We start from the raw sequence: 20,308 nt of genomic DNA, 5'->3' as shown, positions 1-20,308 counted from the left end.
GTGTAGCGAATGAACCCCGCTACTGCAACGCGCCCGGATCGCGTGCGCGCAATGCAATGGCGCGGCGTTGCAGCGCGGCCAGCCGGTCATCCATATGATCTGCGGTCTGGGTCATCGGCAGCGGCTGATCCTGCAGCGGTGCAAGGCGCGGATAAGGCGCGTTGCGCGCAGCCTCGGTCACGGTGCCATCCAGCGCGGGAATATCCGCGCAGGCGGATAGCAAGATCACAAAGGGCAGGGCGCGGCGCATGTGGCAGACAATAGACAGCTGCGGCAGGTCGCGGCAAGTCGGGCTTTTCATTTGAACGGCTGTTCAGTTACATGGCACTATGGCGCGCAAGCAAGGTTCTCATTCCGATATCACCGGCCCACGGGTGCAGGACACGGCCCTGCGGCTGATCGCGCGGCATGGCTATGCGGCCGTATCCATGCGCCAGATCGCGGCCGAGGTCGGGGTGCAGGCGGGGGCGCTTTATAATTACACTCCCGACAAGCAAAGCCTGCTGTTCGATCTGATGCGCGCACATATGCAAGATGTGCTTGATGCGTTGGCCGCGGCTGATCTGCAAGGCGACCCGCCTGCGCGGCTGGACGGGTTCACGCGGTTTCACATCCGGTTCCATCTGCCAAGGTCCGATCAGGTGTTCGTCTCCTATATGGAATTGCGCAATCTTGCCCCCGAGAATTTCGCGATCCTCGAATCCATGCGCCGCGAGTATGAAACCGCGCTCGAAAATATCCTGCGCGACGGGGTGGCGGCGGGAATCTTTGCCGTGCCCGATACGCGGATCGCGACGATGGCGATCATTGCCATGTTGACCGGGCTCAGCCATTGGTACCGCGAAGGCGGGCGGCTGGGCATGGATGCGATTGAAGAAATCTATTGCAACCTTGTGCAGAAATCCGTCCGGCGCTGACGCGAAAGGTCATCCATGTCCAACCCCGACACCCTGAGCGGTCACCCCATCGTCTATGCCTCGCAGGGGCGGCGCTATTTTGCCTGCGGCGTGATTTACAGCTTGGGCGGTTTGCTGATCTATACCGCGCTGGTCCAGCCGCCGCAGCTGACCTGGCTGGTCTTTCTGCTGGGCTTTGGCGCGGCGATGCTGTGGCTGGGCGAAAGGATGCGCCGCGCCACGCGGCTGGGGATCGTGCTGACCGAGACCGCGCTGCGCGACACCGAAGGCACGCTGCTGGCGCGGATCGAGGATATCGTGCTGGTGGACCGGGGCGCGCTGGCGATGAAACCGGCCAATGGCTTTACGCTGGTGCTGCGCCAAGGCCAGCCGCGCGGCTGGTCGCCCGGCATGTGGTGGCGGATCGGCAAGCGCGTCGGCGTCGGCGGTGTCACGGCGGCTGGTCCGGCCAAATTCATGGCCGAACAGATCGCCCAGCGGATCGCGGCGCGCGCGCAGTGATCAGCAGATTTCGTCGCCGTTGGCGGGGTCTTCCGGTGTCGGATCAAAACAGACCGCCGGCATGAAACGCGGCGAGATGACGGTAAAGGTCGTCATCTCGACCGGCCCAAGATTGCCGTTTGTAAAAGGCGATATCCCCAGCGCGAAGGGCGCGCGATAGATGGCATTGGTTTCCACCAGAACCGATGTCGCCCCATCCGCCAGCAGCGGCAGGCGGTCGGTCATCAAGGCAAGATCGGCCGTGCTTAGCGCCTGCCCAATGCCACGGCTCTCGGACCAGCGCACCACATAGCGGTTCGCGGCCGCGTCCCAGCTATAGGAAGTGACGCGCAGGCCGGGGTCGGTATCGGATTCGACCAAGGTCGCCAGCAGCGCCTGCGCCGCGTCGATATAGGCCGCGTCAACGGCGGCGGGCGTGTTCACTTCGCGGCTGAACATATCCGCGATGGTCAGGCCTGCGCGCGCGCTGCGGGTTTCCGCGCGAAACGCGTCGAAATAGACCAAGGTGGACAACAAGACCCAGGTGATGATGGGCGTCACCAGCACCAGTTCGATGGCGGCCGTGCCATCCTCGTTGCGCCAAAAACGGGGGATCAGATCTTTCATGCGGGTCATGGCGTGTTCCGGAACGGCTCGACCACGAAAGCGGTGGTGGCGACCAGCGCATAAGACCCGCCCGCCGCGCTGCTTGTATTCGCCTCGACGATGGTGCGGCCCAACAGGCTGGTCGGCAAGACCGGGTCCAGCCGGATACAGGCGCGCAGAAAGATCAATTCGTTATTGCCGCCATTGGTGAAGGTGACGACAGGCTGGACCGATGCGCCGCGATCAATGCATTGCACCTGGCCGGGCACGTCAACCCAATTGCGCGGGTCGCGGCGGATCATTTCCAGCTGCAGCTGGTTTTCGCAATCCGGCAACAGCTGCGCCGCCGCGCAGATTCTGGCGCGCAGGTTGTTGCGGGTCGGGTTCGCGATCGCCCCGATCCGCACATCGCGCACGGCAACATCAACGGCCCGTTCCAGCGCGAAATGCCGCAAAGAGATCATCCCGCTTTCATAGGTCATCAGAAAGAATGTCATGAAGACTGGAAATACGATCACGAATTCAACCGTGACGACACCATCCTCATTGTCGCGGAACCGACGCAGAAAATCACAAAAACAGCGGGTGAGGGTCACAGGTTCAGCCTCAGATCGGTGATCCGCTCTGCAATACCGGAAAAGACCTCGATCAGCTCGGCGCCGCTGGTGCGGAAAAACATGGATGGATCGCTGGCGCAGCCGCGCATCTGCCGGTCGGCGGGGCTGTTCCGGGGCACTTCGAAGGCGACGGTATAGACATCCACATGGCGCGCCGGTTCGTTTGCAAGGGTGCAGATCGCCTCGAACCGGGCGACATTGGTGCTCTCGCCAATGACAGTGCCGCGGTTGTTCTTGCCATGGATGGATTGCAAGATGGTCCTGTCGATATCCCTTTCCTGCTGGGGAATGCGCGGCCTTTCCTGCACCGTTATCTGGCCATCGGTCATCAGAACGATGATCTTCTTGGTTTCGGGATCATCCCAGGCGGCGGGGCGGTTCGCGAATTCCGGCGGCACGAGTCCTCTGCTGGGGTGGCTGAGATGCTGGAAAGCGGGCTGGCTTGACGGGTCAAGCGCCGCAAGCGCGTATTTCATCGCGTAATGGGTGCCGGTGCCGTCATGCATCCGCAGATTGTTGATGAAAGTCCGGGCTTGCGCGGCGGATGCCAGCGCATATTGGATCGAAGATTTGTCCTGCGGACACCAGCCCCAATCCATCACCTGCGGGGCGATATCCCAAGTCTGGAAATGGGGCACTTGCGGCCGTCCGGCAGCCGGCAATCCCGTGGTGGACCAATCCGATCCTTCCATTTCGACACAGGATGATACCTGCGGGAAAAAGTAATCATCTTCCGTCCCCAGAATACCGTCATCCCCCGGCAGCAACGTATCCGGATAGCGGACCCCGCCCATATAGGCGAACATTTCTGGCCCCGGATTCGTTGCGCCCGCATAGGGGATGATGGTCAGGGACACGGTGCCGCCATTGGCGGGGTCCAGCACTTCCTCGGCAAAGGCGATGGCTGCGGCCTGCATATTGGCAAAGCGGTTGCTGAACCGCATCGAGCCGGAAATATCCAGCACCAGCGCGATCTCGACCTTGCCGACACCTTCGGTTGCGCTCGCTTGGGCCGGGGCGGTCAATCTGTCCATGCCTGCCAGCCGCAGATAGAACGTGTCCACATCAAGGGCCGACCGGACCGTCACACTGCGCGAATTGCCGTTATCGACAACCACGGGGGCGTCGCGCAAAGCATCGGCAAAGCCCGCCTTGGCAAAGTAATCCTCGACGATCAGGCCGGGATCAATCTGTTGGTTCAAACTGGCCGCCGCCAGAACGGCGCGATCAGACACCGATTGCAGCGTCGCGCGACGGGCCTCGTAGCGCATGAAATCGACGGCCATGCCGCCCAGGATCAGCATGGTGATCAACAGCAGGATGGTCAGGATGATGATGCTGCCATCCTCGTCGCGCCCGAAACGGCGCAGATAGCGGGCGCGCCAGCTGGGGTTGTGCGCAATGGCTGTGACCTGCGTCTTTGGAATTTGCATTCGGAATCCTCTCAGTAGGCGATCTGCATCGCGTCCTGATCATGACAGCGTTCACTTTCCATTTATCACAGCCACCGCGCGGTCGGGGATGTGAATGTTAAGATTTGTGGAATGAAATGCGCTGTTTAGGAACGATTTGGGGACAGTCTGGTTAAACGCACATGACTGTTCATTATGGCGAAACAAAGGCCTGCAGCCGATTGTCCGGAGCCGAGGCATACTGGCGGGCAAATCGTCTGTTTTTTCAAAATTGCCTATTTTCTCATCCAGTTTTAGCGAATCGTCCCTATGCTGGCGCTGGGCCGTGACGCGCCCGAACAGACCCGGCGCAGCGCCGGGCAAGGAAGGAAAGACAATGAACGCCCACGATCCCGCGCAGGAACCCAGTTTCCGCGAATCCGTCGATCTGATGTTCAACCGTGCCGTTGCCCTGATGGATCTCAGCCCCGGGCTGGAAGAAAAGATCAGGGTTTGCAATGCAACCTATACGGTGCGTTTCGGTGTGCGCCTGCGCGGCGCGCTGCACACGTTTACCGGCTATCGCTCGGTCCATTCGGAACATATGGAACCGGTCAAGGGCGGCATCCGTTTCGCCATCAACGTCCACCAGGACGAGGTCGAGGCGCTGGCCGCGCTGATGACCTATAAATGCGCGCTGGTCGAGGCGCCTTTTGGCGGCTCCAAAGGCGGGTTGCGGATCAATCCCGCCGATTGGAATGAACATGAGCTGGAATTGATCACCCGCCGTTTCGCCTATGAATTGATCAAGCGCGACCTGATCAACCCCGCCCAGAACGTGCCCGCCCCCGATATGGGCACGGGCGAGCGTGAAATGGCCTGGATCGCGGATCAATACCGCCGCATGAACACCACCGATATCAACGCCGCCGCCTGTGTCACCGGCAAGCCCACCAATGCAGGCGGCATCGCCGGCCGGGTCGAGGCGACGGGGCGTGGCGTGCAATATGCGTTGCGCGAATTTTTCCGCTATCCCGAGGATGTGGCCAAGGCGCAGATGACCGGCACGCTTGATGGCAAGCGCGTCATCGTGCAGGGTTTGGGCAATGTCGGCTATCACGCCGCCAAATTCCTGTCCGAAGAAGATGGCGCGCGGATCACCGCGATCATCGAACGCGACGGGGCGCTGCATGATGAAAAAGGGCTGAATGTCGAATCTGTCCGCGCCTGGATCACCAAGAATGGCGGCGTTGCCAATTACCCCCATGCCAAGCATATCCCCGACGGTGCCGCGATGCTCGAGGCGGAATGCGACATCCTGATCCCTGCCGCGCTGGAGGCGGTGATCAATCTGACGAATGCCGACCGCATCAAGGCCCCGCTGATCATCGAGGCCGCGAATGGCCCGGTGACCGCCGGTGCCGATGAAATCCTGCGCGACAAGGGCTGCGTGATCATCCCCGATATGTATGCCAATGCGGGCGGCGTGACGGTGTCCTATTTCGAATGGGTCAAGAACCTGTCGCATATCCGCTTTGGCCGGATGCAGCGCCGGCAGGAAGAATCGCGCCACCAGCTGGTCGTGGATGAATTGGAACGGCTGTCCGCCGACAAAGGGCTTGGCTGGACCTTGTCGCCTGATTTCAAGGAAAAATACCTGCGCGGCGCGGATGAGCTGGAACTGGTGCGTTCGGGGCTCGATGATACGATGCGCGCCGCCTATCAGGCGATGCGCGCGGTCTGGCATGGCCGCGATGATGTGCATGATCTGCGCACGGCGGCCTATCTGGTATCGATCCGCAAGGTCGCCGACAGCTACCGCGCCAAAGGGCTGTAGGGGCTGAAATGTAAGGTGGATCATGATCCACCCTACAGCCGCATTTGCCCTTTCGGTCCGCCGCCAATCGGCTAGAGTTGGGCTTGCGCGGCAAGGGGCATAGCATGGGCTATTCGGGGTTTCAGATCATCAAGGAAGCGGTGTTCGGCCAGAAAGGCTGGAAACCGCTTTGGCGTGATCCCGCCCCCAAACCGCGCTATGACGCGATCATCATCGGCGGTGGTGGGCATGGTCTGGCCACGGCCTATTACCTTGCCCGCGAACACGGGATGACCAATATCGCCGTGCTGGAAAAAGGCCATATCGGCAGCGGCAATATCGGGCGCAACACGACCATCGTGCGCGCCAATTACTTTCTGCCGGGCAATCAGGAATTCTATTCCCATTCGCTGAAACTCTGGGAAGGGATGGAGCGCGACCTCAACTACAACGTGATGCATTCGCAGCGTGGGCTGATCAACCTGTTCCATTCCGACGGCCAGCGCGATGCTTTCGTGCGCCGCGGCAATGCGATGATCAACCAGGGCGATGATGCGATCCTGCTGGACCGCGACAATCTGCGCAGCCATCTGCCCTATCTCGATTTCGACAATGCGCGCTTTCCGATCTATGGCGGCCTTTATCACCCGCGCGGCGGCACGGCGCGCCATGATGCGGTGGCTTGGGGCTATGCGCGCGCGGCCGACCAGCGCGGCGTCGATCTGATCCAGAATTGCGAAGTCACCGGCATCGATATCGAAAACGGCGTCGTCACCGGCGTGCAGACCACGCGCGGCGCGATCAAGGCGCGCAAGGTGGGCATCGTCACCGCAGGCCGGTCGGGGCAGGTCGCGGCCATGGCGGGGATGCGCCTGCCGATCGAAAGCCATGTTTTGCAGGCCTTTGTCACCGAAGGGCTGAAACCCGTGATCGACCATGTCGTCAGTTTCGGCATGGGCCATTTCTATATCAGCCAATCCGACAAGGGCGGGCTGGTCTTTGGCGGCGATCTGGATTTTTATGCCTCTTACGCCGCGCGCGGCAACCTGCCGATGGCCGAACATGTGATGGAGGCCGCGATGACCCTGATGCCGATGATCGGCAAGGCGCGTGTCTTGCGGTCCTGGGGCGGGATCATGGATATGACCCCCGACGGCAGCCCGATCATCGACACCACCCCGACCAAGGGTTTGTTTATTGATTGTGGCTGGTGCTATGGCGGGTTCAAGGCCGTGCCCGCCTCTGGCTTTGCCTTTGCGCATCTGATGGCGACCGGCCAACCCCATGCCACGGCTGCGAAATTCCGGCTGGACCGGTTCCGCAGCGGCGTCGGGCTGATGGATGAAGAAGGCACCGGATCGCAGCATAACCTGCATTAGGACAGATCAGATGAGCGACAGAGCACATGCGGATTAAATGCCCCCATTGCGGCGAAAGGGACCGGCGCGAATTTTACTATATGGGCGATGCCACAGCGCTGACCCGCCCCGCATCCGATGCGGGGCCTGACGCCTGGGATGATTACCTGCATAACCGCGACAACCCCGCAGGCGACACAAGCGATCTGTGGTATCATGAGGCCGGGTGCGGCGCGTGGATCGTCGTGTCGCGCAACACGCTGACCCATGCGGTCCATGGCACCAAACTTGCGCAAAAGGCCGCATCATGAGGCTGCGCAACCCCGGCCAGACCGTGACCTTCACCTTTGACGGCAAACCCGTGCAAGGCGTGCCGGGTGAACCTGTCGCTGCCGCGCTGCTGGCCAGCGGGATCAGGCTGATGGGACGGTCGTTCAAATACCACCGCCCGCGCGGCGTGCTGACCGCCGGGTCCGAAGAACCCAATGCGCTGGTCACCGTAGGGCGCGGCGCGGCGCAGGACCCCAACCAGCGCGCCACAATGGTCGAAGTGGCCGCAGGGTTAGAGGTGTTCAGCCAGAACGCCTGGCCCAGCCTGCGCCATGATGCGCTGGCGGTGAATGACCTTCTGTCGCCGTTTCTGGGGGCGGGGTTCTATTACAAGACCTTCATGTGGCCCGCGTCCTTTTGGGAAAAGCTCTATGAGCCGGTGATCCGCCGCGCGGCAGGGCTTGGCCGGTTAAGCGGGCAGGCCATTGCCGAAAGCTATGAAAAGGCATTCGCCTTTTGCGATCTGTTGGTGATTGGCGCGGGGCCTGCGGGGCTGATGGCGGCACTGACCGCAGGGCGGGCAGGTGTGGACGTGATCCTTGCCGATGAAGACAGCGCCATGGGCGGCCGTCTGCTGCGCGAGATCGAGGATGTCGATGGCCAGCCCGGCAGCGCTTGGGTTGCCGATATGCTGGCGCAATTGCGCGCCATGCCCAATGTGCGTCTGATGCCGCGCACGAGCGTGACCGGCGCTTATGACCAGGGCACTTACGGCGCGCTGGAACGGATCACGGTTGCGGGCGCGCCGGTTGAATGTTTCTGGCGGATCGTGGCCAAGCGGTCGATGCTTTGCGCCGGTGCGCTGGAACGGCCTATTGCTTTCCCTGACAATGACCGGCCCGGCATCATGCTGGCGGGGGCGGTGCGCGCCTATGTCAACCGCTGGGGCGTGGCGCCCGGCCGCGCGGTCACGGTTTTTGGCAATAATGATGATGCGCATCGCACCGCGCGCGATCTGGCGGCGGCGGGGATCAAGATCGCGGGGCTGATCGATGCCCGCGCCGATGTGCAGGTCACGGCGGATTATCCGGTCTATCGCGGCGGCAGCGTGACGGCGACAACCGGACGGCGCGGGTTGACCAGCATCACCGTAACCCATCAGGGCGGCACGCGGGTGATCCAGACCGATTGTCTGGCCATATCCGGCGGCTGGAACCCTGCGGTGCATCTGACCTGTCACATGAACGGGCGGCCCGCCTGGCGCGAGGATATCGCGGCCTTTGTGCCGACGCCCGATGCGATCCCCGGCATGGCCGTGGCGGGGGCTTGCAACGGCACCTTTGACACAGCGGGCTGTCTGCGCGACGGGGCAGAGGTGGCCGCAGCCATCGCCCGCGATCTGGGGTTCACACCCGAGGTGACGCTGCCCAATGCCGAGTCCCGCGCCTATGCGATCGCGCCTTTGTGGGAAGTGGCAGGCAAGGGGCGCAAATGGGTCGATTTCCAGAATGACGTGACGATCAAGGATATCGCGCTCTCGGCACAGGAAAACATGCGCAGCGTCGAACACATGAAACGCTATACCACCCAAGGCATGGCGCCTGATCAGGGCAAATCATCCAATGTGCTGGCGCTGGCAGTGCTGGCCGATCTGACCGGGCGCGCCATCCCCGAGACCGGGACCACGACATTCCGCCCGCCTTTCGTGCCGGTCAGCATCGCCGCGATGGGCGCAGGCGGGCAGGGCAAGGGGTTTGCGCCTTCGCGCCTGATGACCTCGCATCATGCAAGTGTCGCCGCACGCGCGCCGATGATCGAGGCGGGGCTGTGGTATCGCCCCAGCTATTTCCCGCTGGAAGCCGAGGTCAGCTGGCGGCAATCCTGCGACCGCGAGGTCGGCTATGTGCGCAATGCGGTCGGCATCTGCGATGTGTCGAGCTTGGGCAAGATCGATGTGCAGGGGCCGGATGCGGCGGCGCTGCTCGATTTTGTCTATACCAATCGCATGTCCACGCTTCAGGTGGGGCGGGTGCGCTATGGGCTGATGCTGCGCGAGGATGGGTTCGTGATGGATGACGGCACCGCCGCGCGTCTGGCACCGGATCATTTCGTGATCACCACCACGACCGCCGCCGCAGGGCAGGTGATGCGCCATCTGGAATTTGTCACCCAGGCCCTGCGTCCCGATCTTGACGCGCGGATCGTGTCGGTCACGGATCATTGGGCGCAATTCTCGGTCGCGGGACCACGGGCGCAGATGTTGCTGAATACCGTGCTGGACGACCAGATCAGCAATGACGACTGGCCGTTCATGGCTTGCGGTGCGGTGGGGATCGGTGGCGTGGCGGGCCGGATGTTCCGGATTTCCTTTTCCGGTGAAACCGCCTTCGAGATCGCCGTGCCCGCGCGCTATGGCGAAAGCCTGTTCCGGCAGCTCGCCGCACAGGCGCGCACTTTGGGGGGCGGCCCTTACGGGATAGAGGCGCTGAATGTGCTGCGCATCGAAAAAGGCTTTTTGACCCATGCCGAATTGCACGGGCGCAGCACGGCCTATGATCTGGGGCTGGCGGGGATGTTCAGCAATGCCAAAGATTGCATCGGACAGGCCGCAGCACAGCGCCCCGGTCTGCTGGACCCGGCCCGCGAAAGGCTGGTCGGTCTGCGCGCCGTGGAAGAGGGGCGCCGCCTGACGGCCGGTGCACATCTGTTCCCCAAAGAGGCCAAGGCGGTCACCGCCAATGATCAGGGCTATGTCACATCGGCCTGTTATTCGCCGACGCTGGATTGCTATCTGGGGCTGGCTTTCCTGAAAAACGGCCCCGACCGGCATGGCGAGGTGATCCGCATGGTCGACCATCTGCGCGGTGTGGACACATTGGCAGAGGTTTGCGATCCGGTGTTTTTTGACCCAGAGGGAGGACGCGCCCGTGGCTAGGTTGATCGCACTTGGCGCCTTTGGCGATCGTTTGCCCTTGCAGCTGGGCGATGTGACCTGCACCGAGGTCATGCGTGATGCGCTGTTTTGCATCGCGCCCTATCGCGGCCAGCAACAGGCGGTATCGGCAGCTTTGAAGGTCCAGCTTGGGCTGCGCCTGCCCGCTGTCGGGCGGCGCAAGGCGGCGGGTGATGTGATTTGCCAATGGATCGGCCATGACGCATGGATCGTCAGCGCCCCTGTGACGCTGGCGGGGCTGGCGGCGGTGACGGATCAATCCGACGGCTATGCCACGCTGGAAATCGCAGGGCCGTCGGTCGAGGCGGTGCTGGCGCGTCTGGTGCCGCTGGATCTGCGCGCCGCCACTTTCAAGGTCAATCACAGCGCCCGCAGCCTGCTGGGCCATCTGCCGGTCGCCATCACCCGCACGGGCGCGCAGGCCTTCGAGGTGATGGTGATGCGGTCCATGGCGGCGTCCTTGGTGCATGATCTGCAGCAGGCGATGACTGGTGTGGCGGCGCGCGGATCGGCCTGACGCTGCGCGTCTGACCGAGGCCTCCGGCGGGGATATTTTTACTCGGAAGATGGGATTGGCCTTTGCCTGCAAAAGGCGGATACTGCGCGCATGAGCTTGCCACCCGGATTTCTGGACGAATTGCGCAACCGGCTGTCGCTTGGACAGGTCGTCGGGCGCAAGGTCATGTGGGATAGCCGCAAATCCAACCCCGGCAAGGGCGATCTTTGGGCGCCATGCCCGTTTCACCAAGAGAAAAGCGCCAGTTTCCACGTCGATGACCGCAAGGGCTATTATTATTGCTTTGGCTGTCATGCCAAGGGCGATGCGATTTCCTTTGTCCGCGAGACCGAGAATGTCGATTTCATGGAAGCGGTAAAGATCCTTGCGGGCGAGGCCGGGATGCCGATGCCCCAGCGTGATCCGCAGGCCCAGCAAAAGGCCGATCTGCGCGGCCAGCTGGTTGATGTCGTGGAAAAGGTGATCCAATGGCACCGCTTGCAATTGCAGACGGGTGCCGCCGCCGAGGCGCGCGACTATCTGGCGCGGCGCGGGTTGAGCGCGCAGGCGCAGGCGCGTTGGGATATCGGCTTTGCCCCGGCCAATGGCGGGGCTTTTGCCCATCTGACCGGCCAGGGGGTGGACCCCAAGCTGGTGATCGCCGCCGGGATTGCCGCGGAAAGTGACCGCGGTGGCGCGCCTTATGACCGGTTTCGGGGCAGGATTATCTTTCCGATTCGCGACGCGCGCGGCCGCGCCATCGGCATGGGCGGCCGTGCGATGGACCCCAACCATCCGGCCAAATATTACAATTCCCCCGAAACGCCGCTGTTCGACAAGGGCCGCAGCCTGTTCAACCATGGCCCCGCCCGCGAGGCGGCGGGCAAGGGCAAGCCCTTGGTCGTGGCCGAGGGCTATATGGATGTGATCGCGCTGGTCGAGGCGGGGTTCACCGCCACGGTCGCCCCGCTTGGCACTGCGATCACCGAGGATCAGCTGCGTTTGTTGTGGCGGATCGCCCCCGAGCCGATCATCGCGCTGGATGGTGATACCGCAGGTCTGCGCGCCGCGATGCGCCTGATCGATATCGCGCTGCCGCTGCTGGAGGCGGGGCAAAGCTTGCGTTTCGCGCTGATGCCGCCGGGGCTGGACCCTGATGATGTGATCAAGACCCAAGGCGCGGGCGCGATGCAAAAGCTGCTGGATGCCGCGATCCCGATGGTGCAATTGCTGTGGCAGCGCGAGACCGAAGGCAAGAGTTTCGACAGCCCCGAACGCAAGGCCGCCTTGGACAAGGCCCTGCGCGACAAGATCAAGCTGATCGCTGATCCTTCTATCCGGGCGCATTACGGCGAGGCGATCAAGGAGATGCGCTGGGCCTTGTTCAGCACCCGCCGCCCGGCCGCGCGCCAGGCGCAGGCGGGGACATGGTCGCGCAATGCCGATCCGTGGAAACGCGCGATCAGCCCCGTCGCCACCGCCCGCAATTCGGTGCTGGGGGCGGGGGCTGTCAATCAGGACCATCTGCGCGAGGCGGTGATTTTGGCCACGATGATTGTCGCGCCGCAGGTTGCGGTCGAATTCGGCGATGCGCTGGAACGGATCGATTGCCGCGATCCGGCCCATCGTGACCTGCAGGCGGCGATTTTGCGTCATCTTGGCCATGCCGATCTGGAAACCGCTATTTCACAGGATCTGGGGGCGGAAGCCCTTGAAAAGCTGCTGTCGCAAAGCCATGTCGCAATCAGCCCCGCCGTGCGCCGCAAAGGGCAGGGCGAGGTTGCGCGGCTCTGCCTGGCCGAGGAATTCGCGAAACTGACCGCCCGACGCGGCCATGCCCGCGAGATCGAGGATGCGGTCGAAGACCTTGGCGGGCTGGCCGATGAGGGGCTGACATGGCGGCTGGCGCAGGCCAGTGCGGCGGTGGACAAGGCCGGTCGCGGCGATAACGAGGACCGCGCCGAATATGCGGTTGGCCCCAACGGGGCGCGAATGAAGAAGGACGAGCGCAGTGCATTGGACCAATTGCTCGACCAGATCAATTTTGCCAAGCGGCAGGACCGGCCTAGGTCATGACATGGCAACAGAACAGAAAAACACGCGGTCGCCTGCTTGCGGTTCACGCCGATGCAGGGTTGATTCGGGAATGACCGAATCAGCCGAATCACCCTGGCTGCGTAACGACGACTTGGAAGGGTCCCTTTGATGGCTGCGAAAGACACCGATGATCGCAAGGACAACGACCAGGATGGGGATATCAGCCTTGATATGAGCCAGGCCGCGGTCAAGCGGATGATCGCGGATGCACGCGAACGCGGCTATATCACCTATGACCAGCTGAATGCCGTCCTGCCGCCTGAACAGGTGTCCTCTGACCAGATCGAGGATGTGATGTCGATGCTGTCCGAAATGGGCATCCAGGTCACCGAGGAAGAAGAATCAGAAGAAACCGATGATGGCGCCGGCGGCACGGATATCGCCACCGTTTCGGGGTCGCGCGATGTGGCCATCGGCGGGGCCGAGGCGGAAAAGCTGGACCGCACCGATGACCCTGTGCGCATGTATCTGCGCGAAATGGGCTCGGTCGAACTTTTGTCGCGCGAAGGCGAGATCGCCATCGCCAAGCGGATCGAGGCCGGGCGCAACACGATGATCCTGGGGCTTTGCGAAAGCCCGCTGACCTTTCAGGCGATCACCATCTGGCGCGACGAATTGCTGTCAGAGGATATTCTGCTGCGCGATGTGATCGATCTTGAAACCACCTTTGGCAACCAATTGGGCGAGGATGGCGATGTCGAATCCGTCGTCACCTCTGCGCCTGTATCCGAGGACAAGGCCGATAGCGGCACCGAGCTGGACGCCGATGGCAACCCGATCAGCAAGGATGACGACGACGAGGACGACGATCAGGCGAATATGTCGCTGGCCGCGATGGAGGCTGCGCTCAAGCCGCGCGTTCTTGAAACGCTGGAAATCATCGCGCGTGGCTTTGCCGATTTGTCCGACATGCAGGATGCGCGGATGTCCGCGACCTTGAACGAGGATTCGTCCTTTTCGGTGAAAGAGGAAGAACGCTATCAGACGCTGCGGTCTGAAATCGTGGTACTGGTCAATTCGCTGCATCTGCACAACAACCGGATCGAGGCGCTGATCGACCAGCTTTATGGGATCAACCGCCGGATCATGTCGATTGACAGCGCCATGGTGAAACTGGCCGATCAGGCCCGGATCAACCGCCGCGAATTCATCGACGAATATCGCGGTCGCGAATTGGACCCGAACTGGCTGGAACAGATGGCGGCGAAATCGGGCCGTGGCTGGCAGGCTTTGGTTGAGAAATCGACCGACAAGATCGAGGAATTGCGCAACGATATGGCCCAGGTCGGCCAATATGTCGGCGTTGATATCACCGAATTCCGCCGCATCGTCCAACAGGTCCAGAAGGGCGAAAAAGAGGCGCGGCAGGCGAAAAAGGAAATGGTCGAGGCGAACCTGCGTCTGGTCATCTCGATTGCCAAGAAATACACCAACCGTGGCCTGCAATTCCTTGATCTTATTCAAGAAGGTAACATTGGCCTGATGAAGGCCGTCGATAAATTCGAATATCGCCGCGGCTATAAATTCAGCACCTATGCGACATGGTGGATCCGGCAGGCGATCACCCGGTCCATCGCGGATCAGGCGCGCACGATCCGGATTCCGGTGCATATGATCGAGACGATCAATAAATTGGTCCGCACCGGCCGCCAGATGCTGCATGAAATCGGCCGCGAACCCACGCCCGAGGAATTGGCCGAAAAGCTGCAAATGCCTTTGGAAAAGGTTCGCAAGGTGATGAAAATCGCCAAAGAGCCGATTTCGCTGGAAACGCCGATCGGCGATGAAGAAGACAGCCAGCTTGGCGATTTCATCGAGGATAAGAATGCGATCCTGCCGCTGGACAGCGCGATCCAGGAAAACCTCAAGGAAACCACGACCCGCGTGCTGGCCTCGCTGACGCCGCGTGAAGAACGCGTGTTGCGGATGCGGTTCGGGATCGGGATGAACACGGATCACACGCTCGAAGAGGTCGGCCAGCAGTTCAGCGTGACCCGCGAACGTATCCGCCAGATCGAGGCCAAGGCGCTGCGCAAGCTCAAGCATCCCAGCCGCAGCCGCAAATTGCGGTCCTTCCTCGACCAGTAACGCGGCCATACCCGCCTTGCCGGTTGTGATCGGCAGGGCGCAGGTTGCCCAAACCGCCTGCGTCGCGCATGCAGATCTTCATGGCCCGCGGGATCGTTGCAACGGCGATTGACGCGGGCTTTGTCTTGCCGGTGCCGCGCGGTGGGCCTGGCATTTGCCACCGCATCTAGCGGTCTAAATTCCCCCCTACCCAAAACCAAGCCGGGTTCTTATAGTGGCTGTGGATAAGTGGGGTCTTGCCCCAACACATAGACCCAAAGGACCCTTCATGCGTTGCCCTTTTTGCGGAAATGTCGATACCCAGGTCAAGGATTCCCGCCCCGCCGAGGATCATGTCGCAATCAGGCGCAGACGGTTCTGTCCGGCCTGTGGCGGGCGGTTCACCACCTATGAACGCGTGCAGCTGCGCGATCTGGTGGTGATCAAATCCAACGGTCGGCGCGAGGATTTCGACCGCCAGAAGCTGGAACGCTCGATCCGCATCGCGCTGCAAAAACGCCCCGTGGAACCTGAACGCATGGATCAGATGATCAGCGGCATCGTGCGCCGGCTCGAAAGCCTGGGCGATACCGATATCCCGTCAGGCACCATCGGCGAGATCGTGATGGAAAGCCTCGCAAGGATCGACACGGTGGCCTATGTGCGGTTCGCCAGCGTCTATAAGAATTTCCAGGCGGCGGATGATTTCGACAAATTCGTCAGTGAATTGCGCCCGCAAGTCGCCAAAGAAGACGAGTGACCGACGCCCGCTACATGGCCTTGGCGCTGCAATTGGGGCGGCGCGGGATGGGCCGTGTCTGGCCCAATCCGGCCGTGGGCTGCGTGATTGTGGGCCATGGCCGCATTCTTGGGCGCGGCTGGACGCAGGATGGCGGACGGCCCCATGCCGAGGTCATGGCCTTGGCGCAGGCGGGTGATGCCGCGCGTGGTGCCACGGTCTATGTCACGCTGGAACCCTGCGCCCATCACGGCAAAACCCCGCCCTGCGCGCAGGCGCTGATCGCGGCGGGCGTGGCGCGGGTGGTGGTGGCGCTGGATGATCCTGATCCGCGCGTGGCCGGTCGCGGGATTGCGATGCTGGAACAGGCGGGGATCGTGGTGGAAACGGGGCTGCTCTCCGATCAGGCCCGCGCCGATCATGCCGGGTTTTTGGCGCGGATCACCGCGGGGCGGCCTTTTGTGACGCTCAAGCTGGCGGGCTCGCTCGATGGCCGGATCGCCACGGCCAGCGGTGACAGCCAATGGATCACCGGGCCAGAGGCCCGCCGCGCGGTGCATATGATGCGTGCGCGCCATGATGCGGTGCTGGTGGGGGCCGGGACATTGCGCGCCGATGATCCGGCGCTGAATGTGCGCGGCCTTGGCATCACCCGCCAGCCTGTGCGCATCGTCGTCTCGCGCGCGGCAAAACTGCCGCTGACCAGCCAATTGGCGCAAACGGCGAAACAATCGCCGGTCTGGATCTGTCACGGCCCGCGCGCCGATGTCGCCGATTGGGTGGCGCTGGGCGCTGTCAGCCTGCCTTGCGCCTTGCGCGCGGGACAGGTCGCGCCCGAGGCGATGATGCAGGTGCTGGCGGGTGCGGGGCTGACGCGGGTCTTTTGCGAAGGCGGCGGGATGCTGGCGGCCTCTTTGCTGGGGGCGGGGCTGGTCGACGAGCTGGTGGTCATGACCGCAGGCTGTGCCATCGGGGCCGAAGGCACGCCCGCGCTGGCCGCGATGGGGATTGGCCCGCTGGCCGATGCGCCGCGTTTTGCGCTGCATGATCTGGCGCGTCTGGGCGATGATGTCATGGCGCGGTGGCGGCGGGTCTAGCTTTGCACGGGGCGCTGCCCCGACCCCCGGAGTATTTTTGGAAAAAAGAAGTTAACGCCACAAGGGGGCTGCGCTGGCGAAGAGCCCTTGCAATTTCGCCGTGGCGCGGTTGAGCCGGGTGGCGGGCGGGATATCGCCATGGGTGAGCCTGTCCACGATCACCTCGACCGGGCAGGGCAGGCCGCTGACGGGGTCGTGATAGCGCGGATAGGCGATCAGCGTGGCATGGACCAGCGCTGTCAGGTCTATCGTTTTGTTGCGCCGCGCAATCGGCATGGCGCGGTCATCGGTCAGCCCCCAGCCGGCGTAAAACGGCATTCCAAGGCAGGTGACGGGGCGGTCGTGCAACAAAGCCTCGAACCCCAGCAGCGAGGTCATGGTCCAGATGCTGTCGCAGGCGTTGATGGCGGCGATCGGGTCGGCGTCCTCCAGCACCAGATCGGCCCAGTCACGCGCGTTCGCCACCGCGCCGGGGCGCAGGCCTGCGCGCACATCGGGATGCGGTTTATAGAGGATCACGGCGGCGGGATTGGCCGCGCGCGCCGCTTGCAGCAGGGCCGCATTGGTGCAGATCTCGCCTGCGCCGCGCCGGAGGCTGGCGTCATCCTCGACCTGGCCGGGGACGAGAATCCGCCGCCCCTGGGGTAAGGCGGGCAGCGGGCGGCGGGCTTGGAGGTTGTATTTCGACAGGCCTGCCGCCCTGATCCGGGCGATCAGCGCCTCTGCCCGGTCGCGTTTGGCGGCGGGCAGCCTGGTTGATCCGGCGATCAAGCTTTCCAGCCGGCTGGGCCGGGTGGCGTCGTAATAGATCCCGAGATCGTCCAGCACGAGCGAGAGCGGCGCCACCAGATCGGCGCCCAGCCCGCGCGAGCGCAGGAACCCGTCCTCGACCAGCACGGCGTCGCGCGCATCGGTGCTGGCCCAGCGCATCAGCCGGCGGTTGGTCTGGCTGGCCTGTGCCGCGGCCTTGGCCCCGCCTGCAAAGCGCAGTTTTTGATATTGCCCAAAGACCTGTTGCAGGGGTTTGCGTTTCCACAGCCGCATATCGGCGGCGACCCAGCCCTGGTGGTCGTCACGCCATGCGCGGGTCAGGGCGGACAGAGTGGCGGTGGCTTCTTCGATGCTGCACAGCCGGTCGTGATAGGGGTCGTACCATGTCGGATAAAGGATCATCGCGCCTGCGAATAATTGCGCCCGCGTCAGCCGCCGCTGGCGGCGTTGCACCGGGTTGCGGTCACAGCTGAGCCCCCAGCCTGCATAGAAGGGCTCGCCAAAGACCACAGGTTTATGCCCGGCAAGGATCGCCTCGAACCCCAATTGCGATGTGACGGTATAGACGGCGGTGGCCCCCGCCAACAGCGCCCAGGGCGAGACCGGTGCCGTGCAGAGGCTGATCCGGTTGCTGGCATCGGCGGCGGTGAAATAGCCCGCCTTATCGCCTGCGATGGTTTCGGGATGGGTCTTGATCACGATCCTTTGGCCGGGATGGTCGGTCTGCGCGTAAAACAGCATTTCGCGGAATGTGTTGCTGTCGGCACCGCTGGCGGTGATGCTGGCATCCTTGCGGGTCTGGTCGATGACCAGCACATAGCCCGGCTCTGGGGTGGGGGTTTTGGGATCAAAACAGCTGTATTTTGACAGATGATCCGCTTGCAGCGCCGCGATCCCCGCCTTGGCGCGGGTCAGCAGGGCGGTATCATCGAGCGGATCATGGGCGAGGATCATTTCCAGATCAGAGGGCATTGTCGGGTCGAAATGCACGCCGCGCCGGTCGATGTTCAGCCCGATGGGCAGATCACCCGACCGTCCAGGCCGGACCGAGCGCAGAAAGCTATCCTCGACCCGGATCAGGCCCGCGCCTTTGTGCCGCGCCACGGCCTCGCCCCGCGGGGCGGTGGGGCTATGGCCCCAGACGCCGATCAGATCATCGGGACCGGGCGCGCCGATCCGGATGTCATAGCCCGCCAAAGTCAGGATGCGCCGGATGCGCGGCTGGGTCAGGAAGCCGCCTGAATAGACATAGAGGTTCTGGCGCATTTCACCCGGCATCGCGTCAGGCTATGCGACGCGCTGGATCTTGGCCAGCGGCGGGGCGGGCAGATCGCAGCCCTGCCCCTTAAGGCGCGGCGCTGCATAGGGATCCGCATCCGCCAGCATCATCGGCGCAAGCTGCCGGATCAGGTTGCGCCGGCCTTTGGCGGAATAGAACCCGCCGGGCACCTGGCTGGTTTGCAGCAGGAATTGCCGGAAATCGCGATAGGCCTGCGCGTCGGGGGGGCGCGGGGCCGCGAAAAAGGCGGGCAGGGGCTGGTCGGACACGAAATCCGGTTTGTCATAGACCGCCGCCCCGAAAATCCGCAGCGCGATGCCGCGCCAGAGCACCTGCTGGCCTGCGGTTGAATTGACCGTGACCGCCGACCGTGCGGAATCGAGCAGCCGCGCCAGCTTGCCGCCGCGCACGAAATGCACGCGATGGGCGATGCCGCGTGCAGCGGCGGCCTGCCGGATCAGCCGGTGCAGCGGTTTGCGCCCGTTTTCCAGCGGATGGGTTTTGAACACCAGGTGATGCCCCGCCGGTGCGCCTTTGGCGAAACCCGCGATGGTCACCTCGATAAAGCTGTCCATGTCGTGAAAGGGCGAATGGATCTGAAAGCTCGAATCATGTTCCAGTTGCAGCAACACCAGGTGATAGGGATAGCCGCCCGCCTTGATGCGCAGCGTGGCCAGCCCGCGCAGCAATGCCATGAAGGGCATCATCAGCAGGCGGCGGGTGTAAAGCTGCGCCTCGATCCGGACGGGCAGGGCGCGGTGTGGGCGGAACAGCGGATAGCGCGCGTTCCGGAACATCACGAACCAATGATAAAGCGCGCCGTAAAAGATATGCTGGCGCATGTCGCCCCAATGCGCAGGCGGCGTCGGCTGGTCATGGCCTGGCTGGGCCAGATGCGCGCGCATCTCGGCCAGGGTCATGGCGCGCAGCTGCGAATGCCCATTGCTGCCGCCGCGTTCATAGGTGACCCAATAGGGGCGCAGATAGCCTTCTTCAAAGACATGGATGCGCAGGCCGGCGGCGCGGGCCTGGCGGACAGCCTCGGCATGGATCGGGCGGGTGTCGCCGTAGAGCACGATATCGGTGATCTGCTTGTCTTGCAGGATGCGCGCCAGCGCGGCGGGCCAGGCGTCGGGGCTGTCACGAAACGGCAGATAGCCGGGGCTGCCCCACCAGAAAGCCGCATCGCCCGCGTTGAAACCCACGCGCCAGACCCTTGCGCCGGATTTGCGCAGCGCCGCCGCGATCTGGCGAAAGAACGGGCCATGCGGCCCTTGCAGGAAAAGGAAGTGACGCTGGGAACTCATACCATGGAACTGACTGAATAGACTGAACACCAGCTTAACACCGCAAT

General features: G+C 63.1%; 17 protein-coding genes. 11 read left to right on the top strand and 6 right to left on the bottom strand.

The annotated features are described in order from the left end of the window. Positions 1-19 precede the first annotated feature (19 nt). Entirely contained in the window at positions 20-301 is a 282-nt protein-coding gene (locus LOKVESSMR4R_RS10370) for a hypothetical protein (protein WP_237331762.1), read from the bottom strand. A 28-nt stretch (positions 302-329) separates the two neighbouring features. Between LOKVESSMR4R_RS10370 and LOKVESSMR4R_RS10365 the strand changes: the two genes are divergently transcribed. Both LOKVESSMR4R_RS10365 and LOKVESSMR4R_RS10360 read left to right on the top strand, forming a co-directional pair. Then, complete coding sequence (locus LOKVESSMR4R_RS10365) at positions 330-917, top strand: TetR/AcrR family transcriptional regulator (protein WP_087208134.1); 588 nt, start codon at positions 330-332, stop codon at positions 915-917. A 15-nt stretch (positions 918-932) separates the two neighbouring features. After that, entirely contained in the window at positions 933-1,418 is a 486-nt protein-coding gene (locus LOKVESSMR4R_RS10360) for a hypothetical protein (protein ID WP_087208132.1), read from the top strand. Here LOKVESSMR4R_RS10360 and LOKVESSMR4R_RS10355 read toward each other — a convergent pair whose 3' ends face one another. From LOKVESSMR4R_RS10355 to LOKVESSMR4R_RS10345, 3 genes are read right to left on the bottom strand one after another with little or no spacing between them, the layout of a single operon-like run. Continuing rightward, the gene (locus tag LOKVESSMR4R_RS10355; RefSeq protein WP_237331761.1) at positions 1,419-2,033 is read right to left on the bottom strand and encodes a TadE/TadG family type IV pilus assembly protein; all 615 of its coding nucleotides are present in this window, start codon (positions 2,031-2,033) and stop codon (positions 1,419-1,421) included. After that, positions 2,030-2,599, bottom strand: coding sequence for a TadE/TadG family type IV pilus assembly protein (locus LOKVESSMR4R_RS10350; RefSeq protein WP_087208130.1), 570 nt, complete (start codon positions 2,597-2,599; stop codon positions 2,030-2,032). The genes LOKVESSMR4R_RS10355 and LOKVESSMR4R_RS10350 overlap by 4 nt, the downstream gene beginning before the upstream one ends. Then, positions 2,596-4,053, bottom strand: a complete 1,458-nt coding sequence (locus LOKVESSMR4R_RS10345; protein WP_087208128.1) for a pilus assembly protein TadG-related protein — start codon at positions 4,051-4,053, stop codon at positions 2,596-2,598. Before LOKVESSMR4R_RS10345 ends, LOKVESSMR4R_RS10350 begins: the two co-directional genes overlap by 4 nt. A 355-nt stretch (positions 4,054-4,408) precedes the next feature. Between LOKVESSMR4R_RS10345 and LOKVESSMR4R_RS10340 the strand changes: the two genes are divergently transcribed. From LOKVESSMR4R_RS10340 to ribD, 9 genes are all read left to right on the top strand, one after another. Then, the gene (locus LOKVESSMR4R_RS10340) at positions 4,409-5,848 is read left to right on the top strand and encodes a Glu/Leu/Phe/Val family dehydrogenase (protein WP_087213027.1); all 1,440 of its coding nucleotides are present in this window, start codon (positions 4,409-4,411) and stop codon (positions 5,846-5,848) included. Positions 5,849-5,952: 104 nt separating this feature from the next. After that, the gene (locus tag LOKVESSMR4R_RS10335) at positions 5,953-7,206 is read left to right on the top strand and encodes a sarcosine oxidase subunit beta family protein (protein WP_087213023.1); all 1,254 of its coding nucleotides are present in this window, start codon (positions 5,953-5,955) and stop codon (positions 7,204-7,206) included. 26 nt (positions 7,207-7,232) lie between these two features. Then, on the top strand, positions 7,233-7,496 hold the full coding sequence (locus LOKVESSMR4R_RS10330; RefSeq protein ID WP_087208127.1) for a sarcosine oxidase subunit delta: 264 nt from the start codon (positions 7,233-7,235) through the stop codon (positions 7,494-7,496). Further along, complete coding sequence (locus LOKVESSMR4R_RS10325) at positions 7,493-10,390, top strand: sarcosine oxidase subunit alpha family protein (RefSeq protein WP_087208125.1); 2,898 nt, start codon at positions 7,493-7,495, stop codon at positions 10,388-10,390. The genes LOKVESSMR4R_RS10330 and LOKVESSMR4R_RS10325 overlap by 4 nt, the downstream gene beginning before the upstream one ends. Next, positions 10,383-10,925 (top strand): sarcosine oxidase subunit gamma, encoded by a 543-nt coding sequence (locus LOKVESSMR4R_RS10320; RefSeq protein WP_087208123.1) that lies wholly within the window; start codon positions 10,383-10,385, stop codon positions 10,923-10,925. The genes LOKVESSMR4R_RS10325 and LOKVESSMR4R_RS10320 overlap by 8 nt, the downstream gene beginning before the upstream one ends. A 90-nt stretch (positions 10,926-11,015) precedes the next feature. Next, positions 11,016-12,980, top strand: coding sequence for a DNA primase (gene dnaG / locus LOKVESSMR4R_RS10315; protein WP_087208121.1), 1,965 nt, complete (start codon positions 11,016-11,018; stop codon positions 12,978-12,980). 129 nt (positions 12,981-13,109) lie between these two features. Then, entirely contained in the window at positions 13,110-15,089 is a 1,980-nt protein-coding gene (rpoD, locus tag LOKVESSMR4R_RS10310; protein ID WP_087208119.1) for an RNA polymerase sigma factor RpoD, read from the top strand. 268 nt (positions 15,090-15,357) lie between these two features. After that, positions 15,358-15,828: a transcriptional regulator NrdR gene (nrdR, locus tag LOKVESSMR4R_RS10305; RefSeq protein ID WP_087208117.1), complete on the top strand. Its 471-nt coding sequence runs from the start codon at positions 15,358-15,360 to the stop codon at positions 15,826-15,828. Further along, the gene (gene ribD, locus LOKVESSMR4R_RS10300) at positions 15,825-16,904 is read left to right on the top strand and encodes a bifunctional diaminohydroxyphosphoribosylaminopyrimidine deaminase/5-amino-6-(5-phosphoribosylamino)uracil reductase RibD (RefSeq protein WP_087208115.1); all 1,080 of its coding nucleotides are present in this window, start codon (positions 15,825-15,827) and stop codon (positions 16,902-16,904) included. Before nrdR ends, ribD begins: the two co-directional genes overlap by 4 nt. A gap of 51 nt (positions 16,905-16,955) precedes the next feature. Here ribD and LOKVESSMR4R_RS10295 read toward each other — a convergent pair whose 3' ends face one another. Both LOKVESSMR4R_RS10295 and LOKVESSMR4R_RS10290 read right to left on the bottom strand, forming a co-directional pair. Continuing rightward, the gene (locus LOKVESSMR4R_RS10295; protein WP_087208113.1) at positions 16,956-18,953 is read right to left on the bottom strand and encodes a capsular polysaccharide biosynthesis protein; all 1,998 of its coding nucleotides are present in this window, start codon (positions 18,951-18,953) and stop codon (positions 16,956-16,958) included. 9 nt (positions 18,954-18,962) lie between these two features. Further along, the gene (locus LOKVESSMR4R_RS10290; protein WP_087208111.1) at positions 18,963-20,261 is read right to left on the bottom strand and encodes a capsule biosynthesis protein; all 1,299 of its coding nucleotides are present in this window, start codon (positions 20,259-20,261) and stop codon (positions 18,963-18,965) included. Between the last annotated feature and the right edge of the window lie 47 nt (positions 20,262-20,308).

It is taken from the genome of Yoonia vestfoldensis, from assembly GCF_002158905.1.
Taxonomy (GTDB): domain Bacteria; phylum Pseudomonadota; class Alphaproteobacteria; order Rhodobacterales; family Rhodobacteraceae; genus Yoonia; species Yoonia vestfoldensis_B.
Note: the sequence above shows the minus strand (reverse complement) of the source record. Positions and strands in the feature narration are given on the sequence as shown.

Coding starts and splice junctions, on each gene's coding strand:
- LOKVESSMR4R_RS10370 (WP_237331762.1), bottom strand. CDS start 301: ATGAAAAGCCCGACTTGCCGCGACCTGCCGCAGCTGTCTATTGTCTGC.
- LOKVESSMR4R_RS10365 (WP_087208134.1), top strand. CDS start 330: ATGGCGCGCAAGCAAGGTTCTCATTCCGATATCACCGGCCCACGGGTG.
- LOKVESSMR4R_RS10360 (WP_087208132.1), top strand. CDS start 933: ATGTCCAACCCCGACACCCTGAGCGGTCACCCCATCGTCTATGCCTCG.
- LOKVESSMR4R_RS10355 (WP_237331761.1), bottom strand. CDS start 2,033: ATGACCCGCATGAAAGATCTGATCCCCCGTTTTTGGCGCAACGAGGAT.
- LOKVESSMR4R_RS10345 (WP_087208128.1), bottom strand. CDS start 4,053: ATGCAAATTCCAAAGACGCAGGTCACAGCCATTGCGCACAACCCCAGC.
- LOKVESSMR4R_RS10340 (WP_087213027.1), top strand. CDS start 4,409: ATGAACGCCCACGATCCCGCGCAGGAACCCAGTTTCCGCGAATCCGTC.
- LOKVESSMR4R_RS10335 (WP_087213023.1), top strand. CDS start 5,953: ATGGGCTATTCGGGGTTTCAGATCATCAAGGAAGCGGTGTTCGGCCAG.
- LOKVESSMR4R_RS10330 (WP_087208127.1), top strand. CDS start 7,233: ATGCGGATTAAATGCCCCCATTGCGGCGAAAGGGACCGGCGCGAATTT.
- LOKVESSMR4R_RS10325 (WP_087208125.1), top strand. CDS start 7,493: ATGAGGCTGCGCAACCCCGGCCAGACCGTGACCTTCACCTTTGACGGC.
- dnaG (WP_087208121.1), top strand. CDS start 11,016: ATGAGCTTGCCACCCGGATTTCTGGACGAATTGCGCAACCGGCTGTCG.
- rpoD (WP_087208119.1), top strand. CDS start 13,110: ATGGCTGCGAAAGACACCGATGATCGCAAGGACAACGACCAGGATGGG.
- nrdR (WP_087208117.1), top strand. CDS start 15,358: ATGCGTTGCCCTTTTTGCGGAAATGTCGATACCCAGGTCAAGGATTCC.
- LOKVESSMR4R_RS10295 (WP_087208113.1), bottom strand. CDS start 18,953: ATGCCGGGTGAAATGCGCCAGAACCTCTATGTCTATTCAGGCGGCTTC.
- LOKVESSMR4R_RS10290 (WP_087208111.1), bottom strand. CDS start 20,261: ATGAGTTCCCAGCGTCACTTCCTTTTCCTGCAAGGGCCGCATGGCCCG.